General features: G+C 66.9%; 17 protein-coding genes and 2 tRNA genes. 10 read left to right on the top strand and 9 right to left on the bottom strand.

Annotation, left to right across the window (positions count from 1 at the left end; translation table 11 throughout):
- Positions 1-168: 168 nt before the first annotated feature.
- From pgi to pcnB, 6 genes are all read right to left on the bottom strand, one after another.
- Positions 169-1,683, bottom strand: a complete 1,515-nt coding sequence (gene pgi, locus ACMZPQ_RS06900; protein WP_197580242.1) for a glucose-6-phosphate isomerase — start codon at positions 1,681-1,683, stop codon at positions 169-171.
- On the bottom strand, positions 1,680-2,060 hold the full coding sequence (gene panD, locus ACMZPQ_RS06895; RefSeq protein WP_008268179.1) for an aspartate 1-decarboxylase: 381 nt from the start codon (positions 2,058-2,060) through the stop codon (positions 1,680-1,682). Before panD ends, pgi begins: the two co-directional genes overlap by 4 nt.
- 153 nt (positions 2,061-2,213) lie before the next feature.
- Entirely contained in the window at positions 2,214-3,053 is an 840-nt protein-coding gene (gene panC, locus ACMZPQ_RS06890) for a pantoate--beta-alanine ligase (RefSeq protein ID WP_197580243.1), read from the bottom strand.
- Positions 3,050-3,865 (bottom strand): 3-methyl-2-oxobutanoate hydroxymethyltransferase, encoded by an 816-nt coding sequence (gene panB / locus ACMZPQ_RS06885; protein WP_197580244.1) that lies wholly within the window; start codon positions 3,863-3,865, stop codon positions 3,050-3,052. Before panB ends, panC begins: the two co-directional genes overlap by 4 nt.
- Positions 3,866-3,899: 34 nt before the next feature.
- Positions 3,900-4,385, bottom strand: coding sequence for a 2-amino-4-hydroxy-6-hydroxymethyldihydropteridine diphosphokinase (gene folK, locus ACMZPQ_RS06880; RefSeq protein ID WP_197580245.1), 486 nt, complete (start codon positions 4,383-4,385; stop codon positions 3,900-3,902).
- 3 nt (positions 4,386-4,388) lie between these two features.
- Positions 4,389-5,768 (bottom strand): polynucleotide adenylyltransferase PcnB, encoded by a 1,380-nt coding sequence (pcnB, locus tag ACMZPQ_RS06875; RefSeq protein WP_197580246.1) that lies wholly within the window; start codon positions 5,766-5,768, stop codon positions 4,389-4,391.
- A gap of 52 nt (positions 5,769-5,820) precedes the next feature.
- On the opposite strand from pcnB, the gene ACMZPQ_RS06870 reads away from it, so the two are divergent.
- Positions 5,821-5,895, top strand: a tRNA-Glu gene (locus ACMZPQ_RS06870).
- Positions 5,896-6,153: 258 nt separating this feature from the next.
- On the opposite strand, the gene ACMZPQ_RS06865 is transcribed toward ACMZPQ_RS06870, so the two are convergent.
- The gene (locus ACMZPQ_RS06865) at positions 6,154-7,578 is read right to left on the bottom strand and encodes a sugar porter family MFS transporter (RefSeq protein WP_197580247.1); all 1,425 of its coding nucleotides are present in this window, start codon (positions 7,576-7,578) and stop codon (positions 6,154-6,156) included.
- 192 nt (positions 7,579-7,770) lie between these two features.
- On the opposite strand from ACMZPQ_RS06865, the gene fdxA reads away from it, so the two are divergent.
- Entirely contained in the window at positions 7,771-8,094 is a 324-nt protein-coding gene (gene fdxA / locus ACMZPQ_RS06860) for a ferredoxin FdxA (protein ID WP_005409054.1), read from the top strand.
- A 144-nt stretch (positions 8,095-8,238) separates the two neighbouring features.
- Here the strand turns inward: fdxA and ACMZPQ_RS06855 are convergent, their stop codons facing one another.
- The gene (locus tag ACMZPQ_RS06855; protein ID WP_197580248.1) at positions 8,239-8,754 is read right to left on the bottom strand and encodes a hypothetical protein; all 516 of its coding nucleotides are present in this window, start codon (positions 8,752-8,754) and stop codon (positions 8,239-8,241) included.
- Positions 8,755-8,786: 32 nt separating this feature from the next.
- Positions 8,787-9,680, bottom strand: a complete 894-nt coding sequence (dapA, locus tag ACMZPQ_RS06850) for a 4-hydroxy-tetrahydrodipicolinate synthase (protein WP_197580249.1) — start codon at positions 9,678-9,680, stop codon at positions 8,787-8,789.
- Between the two features lie 164 nt (positions 9,681-9,844).
- Between dapA and ACMZPQ_RS06845 the strand changes: the two genes are divergently transcribed.
- The 8 genes from ACMZPQ_RS06845 to ACMZPQ_RS06810 all read left to right on the top strand — a co-directional run bounded on the left by ACMZPQ_RS06845 (position 9,845) and on the right by ACMZPQ_RS06810 (position 15,509).
- On the top strand, positions 9,845-10,405 hold the full coding sequence (locus ACMZPQ_RS06845) for a glycine cleavage system transcriptional repressor (RefSeq protein WP_197580250.1): 561 nt from the start codon (positions 9,845-9,847) through the stop codon (positions 10,403-10,405).
- A gap of 91 nt (positions 10,406-10,496) precedes the next feature.
- The gene (locus ACMZPQ_RS06840; protein ID WP_197580251.1) at positions 10,497-10,976 is read left to right on the top strand and encodes a redoxin domain-containing protein; all 480 of its coding nucleotides are present in this window, start codon (positions 10,497-10,499) and stop codon (positions 10,974-10,976) included.
- A gap of 84 nt (positions 10,977-11,060) precedes the next feature.
- Positions 11,061-12,461 carry a PhoH family protein gene (locus ACMZPQ_RS06835; protein WP_197580252.1) on the top strand — a complete coding sequence of 467 codons (1,401 nt, stop codon included), beginning with the start codon at positions 11,061-11,063 and terminating at the stop codon, positions 12,459-12,461.
- Complete coding sequence (locus ACMZPQ_RS06830) at positions 12,458-12,964, top strand: hypothetical protein (protein WP_197580253.1); 507 nt, start codon at positions 12,458-12,460, stop codon at positions 12,962-12,964. The genes ACMZPQ_RS06835 and ACMZPQ_RS06830 overlap by 4 nt, the downstream gene beginning before the upstream one ends.
- Positions 12,965-12,976: 12 nt before the next feature.
- A complete protein-coding gene (locus ACMZPQ_RS06825; RefSeq protein ID WP_197580254.1) occupies positions 12,977-13,645 on the top strand; it encodes a YoaK family protein in 669 nt (222 codons plus the stop codon).
- A gap of 64 nt (positions 13,646-13,709) precedes the next feature.
- The gene (gene thiD / locus ACMZPQ_RS06820) at positions 13,710-14,519 is read left to right on the top strand and encodes a bifunctional hydroxymethylpyrimidine kinase/phosphomethylpyrimidine kinase (protein ID WP_197580255.1); all 810 of its coding nucleotides are present in this window, start codon (positions 13,710-13,712) and stop codon (positions 14,517-14,519) included.
- A complete protein-coding gene (locus tag ACMZPQ_RS06815) occupies positions 14,516-15,442 on the top strand; it encodes an alpha/beta hydrolase family protein (protein WP_197580256.1) in 927 nt (308 codons plus the stop codon). The genes thiD and ACMZPQ_RS06815 overlap by 4 nt, the downstream gene beginning before the upstream one ends.
- Positions 15,433-15,509 (top strand) — tRNA-Arg (locus ACMZPQ_RS06810). Before ACMZPQ_RS06815 ends, ACMZPQ_RS06810 begins: the two co-directional genes overlap by 10 nt.
- Positions 15,510-15,513: the final 4 nt, after the last annotated feature.

The following is a 15,513-nucleotide window of genomic DNA, read 5'->3' as shown; positions in this document are numbered from 1 at the left end:
GAGCGTCAGCGCTTCAGCTGCGCCAGGATCTCGCGGGTCATCGGATCTGCTTGCCCAGTTCAACACCGAACCCGGCCGGTGACGGGTAGTGCCGGCCGCTGGCCGGCAATCCCATCAACGGCGGCATGATCTCCTGGATGCCGGCCAGCGGCAGGCACTACCAGAGTGTCAGCGCTTCAGCTGCGCCAGGATCTCGCGGGTCATCGGATCGGCGATCGCCACATCCTCACCCTGCAGCGCCGGCAGCAGGCCGCTGGCCAGCTGCTTGCCCAGTTCAACACCGAACTGGTCAAAGGCGTTGATGTTCCAGATCACCGACTGCACGTACACGGCGTGCTCGTACATGGCGATCAGTGCACCCAGCGCCTGCGGGGTCAGTGCATCAAGCAGGATCAGCGTGCTGGGGCGGCCGCCCGGATAATCCCGGTGCGGATCGTCGCTGCTCTGGCCATTGGCCAGCGCCTCGGTCTGCGCCAGCAGGTTGGCCAGCAGCGCCTGATGGTTGATGGTGTAGGGATCATCGTTGTGCACGCAGCCGATGAAATCGGCCGGCACGATGCTGGTGCCCTGGTGCAGCGCCTGGAAGAAGCTGTGCTGCACATCGGTGCCCGCCCCGCCCCACCACACCGGCACGGTGTCGGTGGTGACCGGCTGGCCATCGCGCTGCACGCGCTTGCCCAGGCTCTCCATCACCAGCTGCTGCAGGTAGGCCGGCAGCAGCGCCAAGCGCTGGTCGTAGGTCATCACCGCATGCGTGGCAAAGCCCAGCAGGTTGCGGTTCCAGATATCGGTCAGCGCATGCAGCACCGGCAGGTTGCGCTCCAGCGGCGCATCCAGCGCATGCGCATCCATCTGCGCGGCGCCGTCCAGCAGCTGTTCAAAGTGCTCGAAGCCGATCGCCAGTGCAATCGGGAAACCAACTGCCGACCACAGCGAATAGCGGCCGCCGACCCAGTCCCACATCGGCAGCACGCGTTCGGCGGCAATCGCGAAGGCCTTGGCGGCGCGCTCCGGATTGGCGCTGACCGCGTACAGGCGCTCGCTGCCGCCCAGCCAGTCGTGCAGGATCTGTCCGTTGAGCAGGGTTTCCTGCGTGCCGAACGTCTTGGAGATCAGGATGCCGGCGGTCTTGGCCGGATCCAGCGTGGCCAGCGTGCGCTGCATCGCGGCGCCGTCCACGTTCGACACGAAATGCACGCGCAGGCGCGCTCCGGTGACAGGGCGCAGCGCATCGGCGACCAGGCGCGGGCCAAGATCGGAACCACCGATGCCGACGCTGACCACGTCGGTCACGCCGCTGTCTTCCAGCGCACGCACCAGCACACCCATGCGCTGGCGGATTTCGCGCGCGGTGGCATAGGCCTCGGCCGCCACCGGTGCATCGACCACGTCGCCACGCAGTGCGGTATGCAGCGCAGCGCGGCCTTCGGTCAGGTTGACCTGCTCGCCACGGAACAGGCGGTTGATGGCGCCGCCGACATCATGGTCGGCCGCCAGCGCCAGCAACGCCTGCAGCGCCGCGGCATCGTATTTCTGCCGCGCGAAGTTGACGTACAACGGACCGACCCGCAGTGCCAGGTCCTGGACGCGACCGGGTTCGGCGGCGAGCAGGCTGGGAATGCTTGCGCCCTTCAGGCGCTGGGCGTGGGAATGCAGCGAGTCGAATCCGTTGTTCGTTGTCATGCGGCCTGTGTCGGGATCGTGTCGTTGGTGTGGGTGATCTGGTTGCTGCCATCAACGTACACCAGCTTCGGCTTGAAGCTGTCGGCTTCCTGCTCGGTCATGCTGGCGAACGCGGCGATGATGATGATGTCACCGACCTGCACGTGGCGCGCGGCGCCGCCGTTGAGCGAAACCACACCGCTGCCCGCTTCGGCGCGGATGGCATAGGTCGAGAAGCGCGCACCGTTGGTCACGTCCCAGATGTGCACCTGCTCGAACTCGCGGATGCCGGTGGCAGCCAGCAGATTGTCATCGATGGCGATCGAGCCTTCGTAGTTCAGCTCGGAATGGGTGACGGTGGCGCGGTGGATCTTGGTCTTGAGCAGGGACAGGTGCATGGGGGCGCTGCAACGGCAGAGGAAAGAGCGGATTCTAGCACCCGTCCGGTCGTCGGCATCACGGCCGGCAACCTGTTCAGGTAACGGGCCGGAAGGGAGAGCTGGGGTCAGATCCCTTCTCCGCAGGAAAAGGGATCTGCCCCCACCCGGACATCAGAATTCCAGGTTGTCGATCAGACGGGTCGTGCCCAGCCGTGCAGCAACCAGGGCCACGCGGCCACCGCCGTCGAAGGTCGGCTCGGCCAGCTCCGGCGTGCGCAGCACCGCGTAGTCCACCTGGAAACCGGCGGCCTGCAGTGCGGCCGTCGCGTCGGCCTCGATGCGCTCGCGCGGCTGGCCGGCCACATAGCCTTCGCGCATGCCCAGCAGGGTGCGGTGAAGGGTGGTCGCATGCGGGCGCTGCTCGGCGCTCAGGTACTGGTTGCGCGAGCTCTTGGCCAGGCCATCCTCGTCGCGCACGATCTCTGCACCGACGATCTGGATCGGGAACGACAGCTCGGCCACCATCTGCTTGATGACGGCCAGCTGCTGGTAGTCCTTGCGGCCGAACACCGCCACATCCGGCTGCACCTGCAGGAACAGGCGTGCCACCACCGTGCACACACCATCGAAGTGGCCCGGGCGGCTGGCACCCTCCAGCACTTCGCTCACGCCCGGGGCGTGCATCTGCGTGGTCTTGTCCACGCCCAACGGGTACATCGCCTCGACGCTGGGCAGCCACACGGCATCGCAGCCGACCTGCTCCAGCCCGGCCACATCGGCCTCGGGCGTGCGCGGGTAGCGACTGAAGTCTTCATTGGGCCCGAACTGGGTCGGGTTGACGAAGATGCTCGCCACCACCTTGTCGGCGTACTGGCGCGCCAGGGTCACCAGCGAATGATGGCCGCCATGCAGGTTGCCCATGGTCGGCACCAGTGCCACGCGCAGGCCTTCGCGCTTCCACTGGGCGATCTGCGCGCGCAGCGCGCCGAGCTCGTTGAAGGTCTGGATCATTGTGCGTACGCGTGCTGTTCGTCAGGGAAGCTGCCGTCGCGCACGGCGTCGGCATAGGCGCGGGTGGCACCGGCCACCGAACCGCCTTCGGCAAGGAAATCCTTGACGAACTTCGGGCGGCGATGACCGCTGTCCAGGCCGAGGAAATCATGCAGCACCAGCACCTGGCCATCGCACTGCGGGCCCGCACCGATGCCGATGGTCGGCACGTCCACCGCCGCCGTGACCTCGGCAGCGACCGGCGTCGGCACGCACTCGAGCACCATGATGCTGGCACCCGCGGCGGCCACGGTCTTGGCGTCTTCCACCAACTGGCGTGCGGCATCGCCACGGCCCTGGATCTTGAAGCCGCCCAGGCGCAGCACCGACTGCGGGGTCAGGCCCAGATGCGCGCAGACCGGGATTTCGCGTTCGACCAGGTAGCGGATGATGTCGACCTTGAAGCCGGCACCTTCGATCTTGACCATCTCGGCACCGGCCTGCAGCAGCTGCAGCGAGGCATCCAGCGCGCGTTCCGGGGTGGCATCGGCGCCAAACGGCAGATCGGCCACCAGCAGCGCACGCTGCAGCACGCGGGCCACGGCGCGGGTGTGGTAGACCATGTCGGCCACGGTCACCGGCAGGGTCGAATCATGGCCCTGCACGACCATGCCCAGCGAGTCGCCAATCAGGATCAGGTCAACGCCGTTTGCGTCGAAAGTGCGGGCAAAGCCGGCGTCGTAGGCGGTCAACATGACCAGCTTCTGGCCATTGCGCTTGGCTTCGGCCAGGGCGGGAACGGTCCAGGGCTTGCTGTCTGCGTGGGTGCTCATGTGCTGATAACCGGGGGAGATAACCCGGGCATTATCACTCTATCGGCGCGATCCCGCAGGCATCCACCCGCATCACTGCATCCCGCACGCGTCCATGGCCGGGAATGGCCAGATCCGGTGCGATTTCGGCCAGTGGCACCAACACGAAGGCGCGCTCATGCAGGTACGGGTGTGGCACCTGCAGCCCGGGCTGGTCGAGTTCCTGCGTGCCGTACAGCAGCAGGTCCAGGTCCAGCGCGCGCGGGCCCCAGTGCACCGCCGGGTCGCGCACGCGGCCGAAGCGCTGCTCCAGTGCCAGCATCGCCTGCAACAGTTCGCCAGCCGGCAGCACGGTATCGACCGCCGCCACCGCGTTGACGAACGGCGGCTGGTCTTCATTGCCCCAGGCGGGCGTGGCGTACAGGCGCGAAGCCTGCCGCAGGCGGGTCCCGGGCAGCCCGTCCAGCGCGGCAATCGCCGCGCCGACGGTCCCAGCCGCGTCGCCGAGGTTGGCGCCGAGGCCGATCCAGGCAAGGGTCATCGCTTACTCGCCCGCCGCACCGGCCGGGGCGCCAGGACGACGACGACGACGGCGACGCTTGCGCGGTGCTCCTCTTTCGTCATCCCCCTCGTCGCTGTGCATCGCATCCAACGACGATTCCAGTTCGCGGCCGGACTGCGCCTGCGCCTCGCGCCAGAACTCGACATCGGCGGCGTGCTCGGCAGAAGCCACCTGGCGCAGGCTGAGGAAGTCGAACGCAGCACGGAAACGCGGATGGGTCAGGGTGCGGAACACGCGCTTGCGCTGGCGCGAGCCGAAACGCGACTGCAGCAGCCAGATCTCCTGCATCGGCAGCGAGAAGCGGCGCGGCAGCGCGATCGTGCTCAGCTGCTGCACGGTGACGCGGTCCGCAGCCCGGCGCTGCGCCTCTTCCGGTGCCACGCCCTGCTTGAGCAGGGTCGCCTGCGCACGGCAGAACGCCGGCCACAGCAGCAGCGCGAACAGGAATGCCGGCGAGACCGGCTCGTCGTTGGCCACGCGCGCATCGGTGTTGGCCAGGCCCTCGACCAGCATGCGGCGCAGCGCGCCGGTGCGGTTGGACTTGAGCGCCTTGGCGCTTTCCGGGAACAACACATCCAGCAGGCCGTAGCGCTCCAGGCCTTCGAAGCTGGCCACGCCATGCCCGGACAGGAACAGCTTGAGCACTTCCTCGAACAGGCGCGCCGGAGCCGCTTCGTTGAGCAGGCCGGCCAGCTGCGGGATCGGAGCGGCGGTGCCCTCTTCGATCTGGAAGCCGAGCTTGGCGGCCAGGCGCACGGCGCGCAGCATGCGCACCGGGTCCTCCTGGTAACGCTGCACCGGGTCGCCGATGAGCTTCATCAGGCGCGCCTGCACGTCTTCAAAGCCGCCGGTGTAGTCACGCACCGAGAAGTCCTCGATGGCGTAGTACAGGGCGTTGCAGGTGAAGTCGCGGCGGACGGCATCGTCTTCGATGGAGCCGTACACGTTGTCGCGCACGAGCATGCCGTTTTCCATCTCGCGGTCGCCGCTGCCGTCATCGCTGTTGGCACGGAAGGTGGCGACTTCGATGATCTCGCGGCCGAACACAACGTGGGCCAGGCGGAAGCGGCGGCCGATCAGGCGGCAGTTGCGGAACAGCTGCTTGACCTGTTCGGGCGTGGCATCGGTGGCCACGTCGAAATCCTTGGGTTGGCCATTGACCAGCAGGTCGCGCACCGCGCCGCCGACAAGGTAGGCGCCGAAGCCGGCATCGCGCAGGCGATAAAGCACGCGCAGGGCGTTCGGGCTGATGTCCTTGCGGGAGATCGTGTGCTGGTCGCGCGGGATGACGCGCAGGCTGAACGGTGATGTAGCAGAGGAAATGATGTTGGCGCTTCCGGTTGAAGTTTCGGGATTGCCCAATGGCATCGAGGTGCATATACTAGCGCTCCTGCCTCGGCAGCGACACAGTTACGCTCCCTTCGTCTAGTGGTTAGGACGTGGCCCTCTCAAGGCTAAAACAGGGGTTCGAGTCCCCTAGGGAGCGCCAGTCGCCGCAGCAGGAACCGAAAAAGCCCGCCTCGTGCGGGCTTTTCTGTTTTCCGGGGCCTGCAATGGCATCGATCAGCTGGGTCGCAGTAGCGCCTCCCTGTCCCTGCGCGGGAGGGGGCGGGTCACCCTTGCCTGGACACGCAAAACCCCCTCCATGGTGCTCGATGGCGCCATGGAAGGGTTTACGGCGTGTCCTGGATCGGCTGGCCTGCAGCCTCCCCACGGAGAAAGGAGGCGCTGAAACACAGGCCGGCCGTCAGCCTTCCATCTGCTCCAGCTCCTTGCCCTTGGTCTCGCGCACGTAGCGGACGACGAAGACGATCGAGAGGATCGCTGCGACCGTATAGATGCCGTAGGCCCCGGCCAGGCCGATGCCCGCCAGCAGCATCGGGAAGGTCACGGTGATCGCGAAGTTCGAGGTCCACTGCGCCGCGCCAGCCACCGCCAGCGCCGGGCCGCGGATCTGGTTGGGGAACATCTCACCCAGCATCACCCACATCACCGGGCCCCAGGACATGTTGAAGAACACCACGTAGACGTTGGCCGCCACCAGCGCCAAGCGGCCCATGCCGTCGGACAACTGCAGGCGGCCCTCGGCCAGGCTGCCGCTGGCGAACGCCACCACCATCAGCGCCAGCGCCACCGACATGCCGACCGAACCGACCCACAGCAGCGGCTTGCGACCGATGCGGTCGATCAGCAGCACGGTCAGCAGGCAGGCCCCGATGCTCAGTGCACCTGACAACACATTGATCAGCAGTGCATCGCTTTCGGAGAAGCCGACCGCCTGCCACAGCACGGCCCCGTAGTAGAACACCACGTTGATGCCGACCAGCTGCTGGAACATGGCCAGACCGATGCCGACCCAGAGGATCGGGCGCAACCGGCCAGTGGCCTTGTCGAGCAGATCACTGAAACGCGGCTTGTGCTGATCCTGCGCCAGGCTGGCTTCGATCTCGGCCTGCTTGGCCGCCGCTGCGCCGTCGCCGTACAGCCGCGACAACACCGCCCTCGCCTGCGCCTGGCGACCCTTCAGCACCAGGAAGCGCGGGCTTTCCGGAATCACCAGCAACAGCAGCAGGAACAGCGCCGATGGCAAGGCCTGCATCCAGAACATCCAGCGCCAGGCTTCATGGCCCAGCCACAGCGGCTCGGTCGAGGCACCCGCGGCACGGGCCAGCAGGTAGTTGCTGAGGAAGGCGGCGAACAGGCCACAGATGATCGCCATCTGCTGCACCGTGGCCAGGCGGCCGCGATAGCGCGCCGAGGCGACTTCGGCGATGTAGGCCGGCGACATCACGCTGGCCGCGCCCACCGCGAAGCCGCCCAGCACGCGCGCGGCGACGAACAGCCAGGACGCATGGGCCGCGCCGGCGCCCAGTGCCGAGACCAGGAACATCAGCGCGGACGCGATCAGCACACCGCGACGGCCGAGCCGGTCACCCAGCCATCCCGCCAGGAACGCACCAATCGCACAGCCGAGCAGCATCGAGGCCACTTCGAAACCGAGCGCCGCTTCGCTGGAGTTGAAGGCCTGGCGCAGGCCGTCGACCGTGCCATTGATGACACCACTGTCGAAACCGAACAGGAATCCACCGAGGGTGGCCACGCAGCTGATCAGGACGATGAACGCGGTGTTCTCACCGCCATGGGAGGCGGCGCCGGGCTGGGCTTGGGACATGGACGATCCTGCTGGGAAGGGACAAGGGCCACCCACGGCGGCCGACGGTCCCGCAGCGTCGCACAGGCCCCACCCTGCCGCCAACGGGGGCGCAGCCGAGCCTGCCAGACGCCCGTTTTCCGTTGCGCGCCGACACCGGGGGCCAACCTGTTCTAGAATTGTCGGGTTCAGGAATCGATCCACCCCCAGCCCATGCCCTTTGTCGTCACCGAAAACTGCATCAAGTGCAAACACACCGATTGCGTGGAAGTGTGCCCCGTGGATTGCTTCCACGAAGGCCCGAACTTCCTGGTGATCGACCCGGATGAGTGCATCGACTGCACCCTCTGCGAGCCGGAGTGCCCGGTCAACGCGATCTTCCCGGAGGACGATGTCCCCGCCGGCCAGGAAGGCTTTGTCGCCCTCAACGCCGAACTTGCGAAGGAATGGCCGGTACTGACCGTGCGCAAGGATCCGCCTGCCGATGCCGGCGAATGGGACGGCAAGCCGGACAAACTGAAGCTGCTGGAGCGCTGAGAAGCGCTCGCTGCGGCAACGGAAAAGGGCGCCATAGGCGCCCTTTTTTTGTTGCTCGGCAGATGCCAACCGCAAGACGCGGTAGGTGCCAACCTTGGTTGGCACAGAAGCGCCGACCAAGGTCGGCCCCTACCAGGGCGACCCTTACTGGGCCAGCTTCGCCTTCAGCGCGGCAATCAGCTTGACCGGCGCTTCGGCAGTGGCCGGCAGGCCACGCGGATCAACCGCGGAGATGTACGCGCCAGCTTCGACGGCAACCACGCGGACCAGGAAGTTGCTGCCTTCGTAGGCCACGTCGTACGAGCCCAGCAGCTGCGCGCGGCTGGCGATGGTCACGCCTTCCACGCCTTCCAGCGCGGTGCCGACCTTGGCGAAGGCTTCATCCTTGCCACCGGCAATGGTGAAACCGGTGTTGCCCGCGGCCGGAGCCGCAGCGGCCGGTGCTGCCGGCTTGGTCGCCGAAGCCAGGCTCGGCACCTTGGTGTCACCGGTGGTGGCCGGCAGGTTCAGGTCCGGCGGCACTTCCAGCGGGCGCATTTCCGGGGCCAGGGCGTAATCGCCCTTGACGCCACGCTTGAAGCAACCGGTGGTGCCGGCGGCGACGGCCACCGCAAGCAGGGCGTAGGACAGTACGCGGACAGTGGAAACGGATTGACGCATGTGAATCTCCTGGGTCAGACCAAGACGAAAGGTCAGTGGCTGGAAAGGGCTTCGAGGGCGGCGATATCGCCGGCAAGATGGTCGGCGGCAGCATGATGCGACGCCGAGAGCGGCAGCAGCGGCAGGCGCAGATCATGACCAATACCGATGCGGCGCAGCAGCGCCTTGACCGGAATCGGGTTGGGTTCGACACCGCAGAAGTCGTGGAACGGCTGCAGGCGCGCATCCCACGACTCGGTGGCCTCGTGATCGTGCGCGGCAGCCAGTTCGCACATCCGGCGGTAAGCACCGGGCAGCACGTTGGAACCGACCGAGACGAGGCCATCGATGCCGGCCCGGATCGAACGCGCGGCCGTACCATCATCGCCGCTGAGCACGGCGAAGGCCGGACTGCGCAACGCCAGCAGCGCCTGCACCCGGCCGGTGTCGCCCACCGCCTCCTTGATGCCGACGATGTTGGGATGGCTGGCCAGTTCGGCCACGGTCTCCGGCTGCATGTCGCAACCGGTACGGCCGGGCACGTTGTACAGCACCACTGGCAGCCCGCCCTGGTCGGCGATGGCGCGGTAATGCGCGATCAGCCCGGCCTGGGTCGGCCGCACGTAAGGCGGGGTAACCACCAGCGCATGGCTGGCACCCAGCGCGGCGGCACGGCGGGTCTGTTCAATGGTTTTGGCGGTCCCGGACAGGCCGGTGCCGGCCATGACCGGAATGCGGCCGCCGATGCGCTCGACCGCGCTGGCCAGCAGCTGGTCGTACTCCGCATCGGTCAGGGTGGCCGCTTCGCCGGTCGAGCCGGCGACGACAACGCCATGGACGCCACCTTCCAGTTGCAGGTGCAGCAGGCGCTGCCAACCGTCGGGGTCGAGGGCACCGTCGGCCCGGAACGGGGTCGCCAGCGCGGTGATGAGGCCGGAAAGGGACAAGGACGTGCTGCTCTTGGCTGGAAAGGGAAAACGCCCGCCACGAAAGGCCGGGGGCGACCTGAATGTTACTTGCGGCGCGAAAGCACGGGCAAGTATGCTGGACACCGGTGGATCCCCGCCTCTGGCGGGCATTCAGACTAACGCATGCATTACCCGGAATCGCCTTGACCGACACCACCCCGCGCCCCGCGCCGAGCGAAAACCACCTCCTGATCAACGCCTATACGACGCATCCGGAGTCCCCCCTGCTGTCCGTCACCCGCCGCATCGCCGACAGTGGCTGCAATCTGGTGGACGCACGCCTGGCCACGGTCGGCCGCGATGTCTCGGTCACTGCCCTGGCCACCGGCTCGTGGGACTCGGTGGCCAAGCTGGAAGCGATGCTGACCCGGCTGGAGCGCGAGGAAGGCCTGAAGCTGGTCTGGTACCGCACTGCCGCCAAGCAGGCGCAGTCCAACCTGCTGCCGTACATCGTCGAAGTGATCGCCGCCGACAAGCCGGGCATCCTGTTCCAGCTGGCCGATTTCTTCGACCGCCAGGGCATCACCATCGAGACCCTGCAGAGCACGCGCTACCGCGCGATGCAGACCGGCGCGGAGATGTTCAGCGCGCAGGTCACCATCGGCGTGCCGGCCAACATGCACATTGCCGCGCTGCGCGACGATTTCCTTGAATTCTGCGACCACCTGAACCTGGACGCGATCATGGACCCGATGAAGTTCTGAATGAATTCCTGATTTTTCGCGCGTCCCTCACGGGCGCGTGGCGTTTCATGCAATTGTCGTAGAAAGAACCCAGGCTCGACAGAAGGACCTCATGAACAACGGCGACACCCTGGACAGCACCATCCTCTCCCTGCCGCTGGCCCTGTCCGGTGGCGACCAGGCCAGCCTCGGCGATTACGCCGGCCAGTGGCTGGTGCTGTACTTCTACCCCAAGGACAGCACCCCCGGCTGCACCACCGAGGGCATCGACTTCAACGCCCTGCTGCCGGAGTTCAAGAAGGCCGGCGCGATCGTGCTCGGTGTCTCCCGCGATTCGGTGAAGTCGCACGACAACTTCTGCGCCAAGCAGGGCTTCAACTTCCCGCTGGTCAGTGATGGCGACGAAGCGCTGTGCAGCGCCTTCGACGTGATCAAGATGAAGAACATGTACGGCAAGCAGGTACGTGGCATCGAGCGCAGCACCTTCCTGATTTCCCCCGACAGCCGCATCGTGCAGTCCTGGCGCAAGGTCAAGGTTGCCGGCCATGCCGATGCCGTTCTCGCCGAACTGAAGGCCTCCCAGTCCAAGTGAGTCCCACTGCCTACTGTGTCTGCCATCACCCTGCCCTGCCGCAGGCGGTGATGGTTTTTCCCTGTCCGTAACCAGGAATCGACGATGACCCGAGGCAAGCGCATCTACGTGCTGGATACCAACGTGCTGATGCACGATCCCACCGCGCTGTTCAAATTCGAGGAGCACGACGTTTACCTGCCCATGCAGGTGATCGAGGAGCTGGACAACGGCAAGAAGGGCACCTCCGAAGCGAGCCGCAACGCCCGCCAGGTGAGCCGCTTCCTCAACGAGCTGGTGCAGGCTTCCGGCCTGGACAACCTGGCCGACGGCATTCCGCTGCAGCGCCCCAACGGGCTGCAGCTGCGCGGCAAGCAGAGCGCCGGCAAGCTGCGCTTCCAGACCAGCCATTTCGACGCGGGCAAGAGCTTCGGCAAGGTGATCCCGGACAACGCCATCCTCGGCGCGATCCTGGCCCTGAAGGAAGAGACCCCCGACCTGCCGGTGGTGTTCGTTTCCAAGGACATCAACCTGCGGATCAAGGCGGCGATCGCCGGCATCGTGTCCGAGGACTACGAGAACGATCGCGCGCTGGACGATTTCAGCCTGCTCTACACCGGCGCCACCGAACTGCCGGAAGATTTCTGGAAGCGCCACGGCGAAGACCTGCGCAGCTGGAGCGACAAGGGCCGTACCCATTACGAAATCCAGGCCCAGGACGACGAGGAGTGGTATCCGAACCAGTACGTCTACCTGCCCGGCGAAGATGAGGTCGAGCTGCGCGTCAGCCGCGTGGTCGGCGACGGCAAGGTGGTGCTGTCGCTGGTCGACGATTTCCGCCACGGCAGCCATGCCGTGTGGGGCATCAGCGCACGCAACCGCGAGCAGAACTTCGCCCTCAACGCGCTGATGGACCCGGAGATCGACTTCGTCACCCTGCTCGGCACCGCCGGCACCGGCAAGACCCTGCTGGCACTGGCCGCCGGCCTGGCGCAGACCATGGACCAGCAACGCTACCGCGAGATCATCATGACCCGCGCCACGGTCAGCGTCGGCGAGGACATCGGCTTCCTGCCCGGCACCGAGGAAGAGAAGATGACGCCGTGGATGGGCGCGCTGACCGACAACCTGGAAGTGCTGACGCACAACCAGGAAGGCGGCACCTGGGGCCGCCAGGCCACCAACGACCTGCTCGCCAGCCGCATCAAGATCCGCTCGATGAACTTCATGCGCGGCCGCACCTTCCTGTCGCGCTACCTGATCCTGGACGAGGCGCAGAACCTCACCCCGAAGCAGATGAAGACGCTGATCACCCGTGCCGGCCCCGGCACCAAGATCGTCTGCCTGGGCAACGTCGAGCAGATCGATACCCCGTACCTGACCGAGACCACCTCGGGCCTGACCTACGCGGTGGACCGCTTCAAGAACTGGCCGCATAGTGCGCATATCACCCTGCGCCGTGGCGAGCGTTCGCGCCTGGCCGATTACGCTTCGGAGGTGTTGTGAGCCGCTGCACCCGCCTGCTGCTGCCCACGGCTGCGATCGCCCTCGCAGCCGCGCTGGGTGCCTGCACCACCACGCGCGGCCCGGCCAGCGTGCCGACCACCGAGCGTACCGGACAGTCCTGGGTGGTCACCCGCCCGATCATCGCTGCGCAGGTGCTCGACACCTGCTCCCGACCCAGCCCCGGCCGCGAGGCCGGGCGGGTCAGCGGCTACTGGGCGCCCAGCCGGCAGCAGGTCGACCAGCTGGAAGCGAAGCTGTCCTCGCTGGAGGCGCAGGTGCCGAAGGTGCTGGACTTCGATCGCCAGTATGTCGGCATCGAAAGTGCCGGCAAGCGGCTGATCTACATCAACGCCTTCCACCTGCCGGATGACAGCGGCATCAACCCGGCCCGCGAAGCGATCCGCGTCTGCGACGGCGGCGCGCAGTTCTGGGGTGCGGTGTTCGATCCGTCCAGCAATACCTTCAGCGAGCTGCAGTTCAACGGCGGCCTCGGCGGGCCCTGAGCGGCACCGCCGATGGGAATACGCCTGCCCACCTGGGTCTGGATCGGTGCGGTCGCGCTCTCGTGCGTGGCCGGCATGGTCAACGTGGTCGGCTTCCTGGGGTTCGAACACCAGGCGGTCAGCCACATGACCGGCAGCACCAGCCAGCTGGGCATGGCACTGGCGCAGGGTGACTGGCGTGCGGTCGGGCACCTGTGGGGGCTGCTGATCGCCTTCTCGCTGGGCGCGATGCTCAGCGGCCTGCTGATCCAGGACAGCGCCCTGCAGCTGGGGCGCCGTTACGGCGTTGCACTGGCGCTGGAATCGGCGCTGTTGCTGGTGGCCATTCCGCTGTTTGAACAGCACCAGATCTGGGGCGCACTGGCCGCCGCCATGGCCTGCGGCCTGCAGAATGCGATGGCCACCACCTTCAGCGGCGCGGTGGTGCGCACCACCCACCTCAGCGGCATGTTCACCGACCTCGGCATCGGCCTGGGCCACCTGCTGCGTGGGCTGCCGCTACAGGTGCGGCGCCTGACCCTCAGCGGGCTGATCATCAGCGGCTTCCTCGCTGGCGGCGTCATCGGCGCGTGGCTGTTCGTGCGCTGGCAGTACGACGCCCTGCTCGCCCCCGCCCTGCTGACCGGCCTGACCGGGCTGGGTTATGTGCTGTACCAGCAGTGGGCGCGGTGGCGGCGTTGAGTCAAGGACATCCACGCATGGCGTGGATCTACCTTCCCCAGCGGGACCACGGCACAATCGCTGGATGAGCCCGACCACTCCCGTATCCGCCCTCACCATCGCCGGCTCCGACTCCGGCGGTGGCGCCGGTATCCAGGCCGACCTGAAAGCCTTCGCTGCACATCGCGTGCATGGCCTCTCAGCGATCGCCGCGCTGACCGCACAGAACACCCGCGGCGTGACCGCCGTGCACGTGCCGCCGATCGACTTCCTGCGTGCGCAGCTGGAGGCCTGCTTCGACGACTTCGATATCCACGCGGTGAAGCTCGGCATGCTGGCCAACGCGGAGGTGATCAACGTCGTTGCCGACGCACTGCAGCGCCATCGCCCGCCGCATGTGGTGCTGGACCCGGTGATGGTCGCCACCAGCGGCGCACGCCTGCTGGAAGACAGCGCTCTACAGGCCATGCGCGAGCGCCTGATCCCGCTGGCCACGCTGATCACCCCGAACACACCAGAGGCGGAACTGCTGGTGGGGCGGAAGATCCGCAACGGCGATGACGCCGAACTGGCCGCCAGCGCCCTGCTCGACCTCGGCGCCGGCGCCGTGCTGCTGAAGGGCGGACATCTGCTTGAAGGCACTCGCGTGATCGACCGCTACTTCGATGGTGTCAGCAGCGAAGAATTCATCCACGCCCGCCTGCCGCTGGATGCGCACGGCACCGGCTGCACGCTGGCCTCGGCCATTGCCGCGCAGCTATGCAACGGCCTGAGCCTGGCCAACGCCTGCGAAGCCGGCATCGACTACGTTGCACGCGGGCTGCAGCAAGGCTATGCGCCTGGCCGCAGCGAGGTGCTGGTGCTCGACCATTTCGGCGCGGCGCCGCACGCATGACGCTGACACCAGGCACCGTTGCCGTGCAGTGCGACGATGGCCACCGCTATGAAGTGATCGCCTGCGTGCCCGCACAGCCGATCGCACGCCTCCTGTGGCTGCCGGCCCTGGGCGTGGCCGCGCGCCATTACCTGCCGTTGGCACAGGCGCTGGCCGCGAAAGGCGTGGCGGTGTACCTGCATGAGTGGCGCGGCAACGGCAGCAGTTCACTGCGCCCGTCCAGCACGCAGGATTGGGGCTATCGCGAAATACTGGAACAGGATCTGCCGGGCAGCCAGGCCGTATTGGCTACAGCGGATGACGAAGCTGGCCCCCTGCCGTGGATCATCGGTGGCCACAGCCTCGGCGGGCAGCTGGCCTGCGTGCATGCCGGCCGCAACCCGCAGCATTTCAACCGGCTATGGCTGGCGGCCAGCGGTTCACCGTTCTGGCGCGGCTTTCCGCCGCCACGTGGCTGGCTGCTGCCGCTGGTGTACCGCTTCCTGCCGTGGATCGCGCAACGCCAGGGCGTGTTGCATGGCCGACGCCTCGGCTTTGGTGGCACCGAAGCACGTGGACTGATCGCCGATTGGGCGCGTGTCGGCCTGAACAACCACTATGCCGCTGCCGGCATGGATGAAGACCTGGATGCGCAGATGGCGCGCGTGCACGGCAGCGCACAGGCGGTGGTGATGGAACACGACTGGCTGGCTCCGACCGGCTCGATGCAGACGCTGCTGGCGAAGCTGCCGAACGTGGACGCGCAGCTAGCCGTGCTTTCTGCGCAGCAGCTGGGCACGCGCGCCGACCATTTCGCATGGCTGAAGGCGCCGGAGGCGGTAGCGGAGCGGTTTTTCATTCAGTTCGATGAAAATTTTCACAAAACTGTTGACGGTGCGCGCCGACTTCCGCATAATTCCGCTCCTGTCGCAGGGCGCCCGTAGCTCAGTTGGATAGAGTACCTGGCTACGAACCAGGCGGTCGGGAGTTCGAATCTCTCCGGGCGCACCACTCG

The organism is Stenotrophomonas maltophilia (assembly GCF_047497515.2).
Taxonomy (GTDB): Bacteria; Pseudomonadota; Gammaproteobacteria; order Xanthomonadales; family Xanthomonadaceae; genus Stenotrophomonas.
The sequence above is the reverse complement of the archived record's forward strand: the minus strand, read 5'-3'. Positions and strand labels throughout refer to the sequence as shown.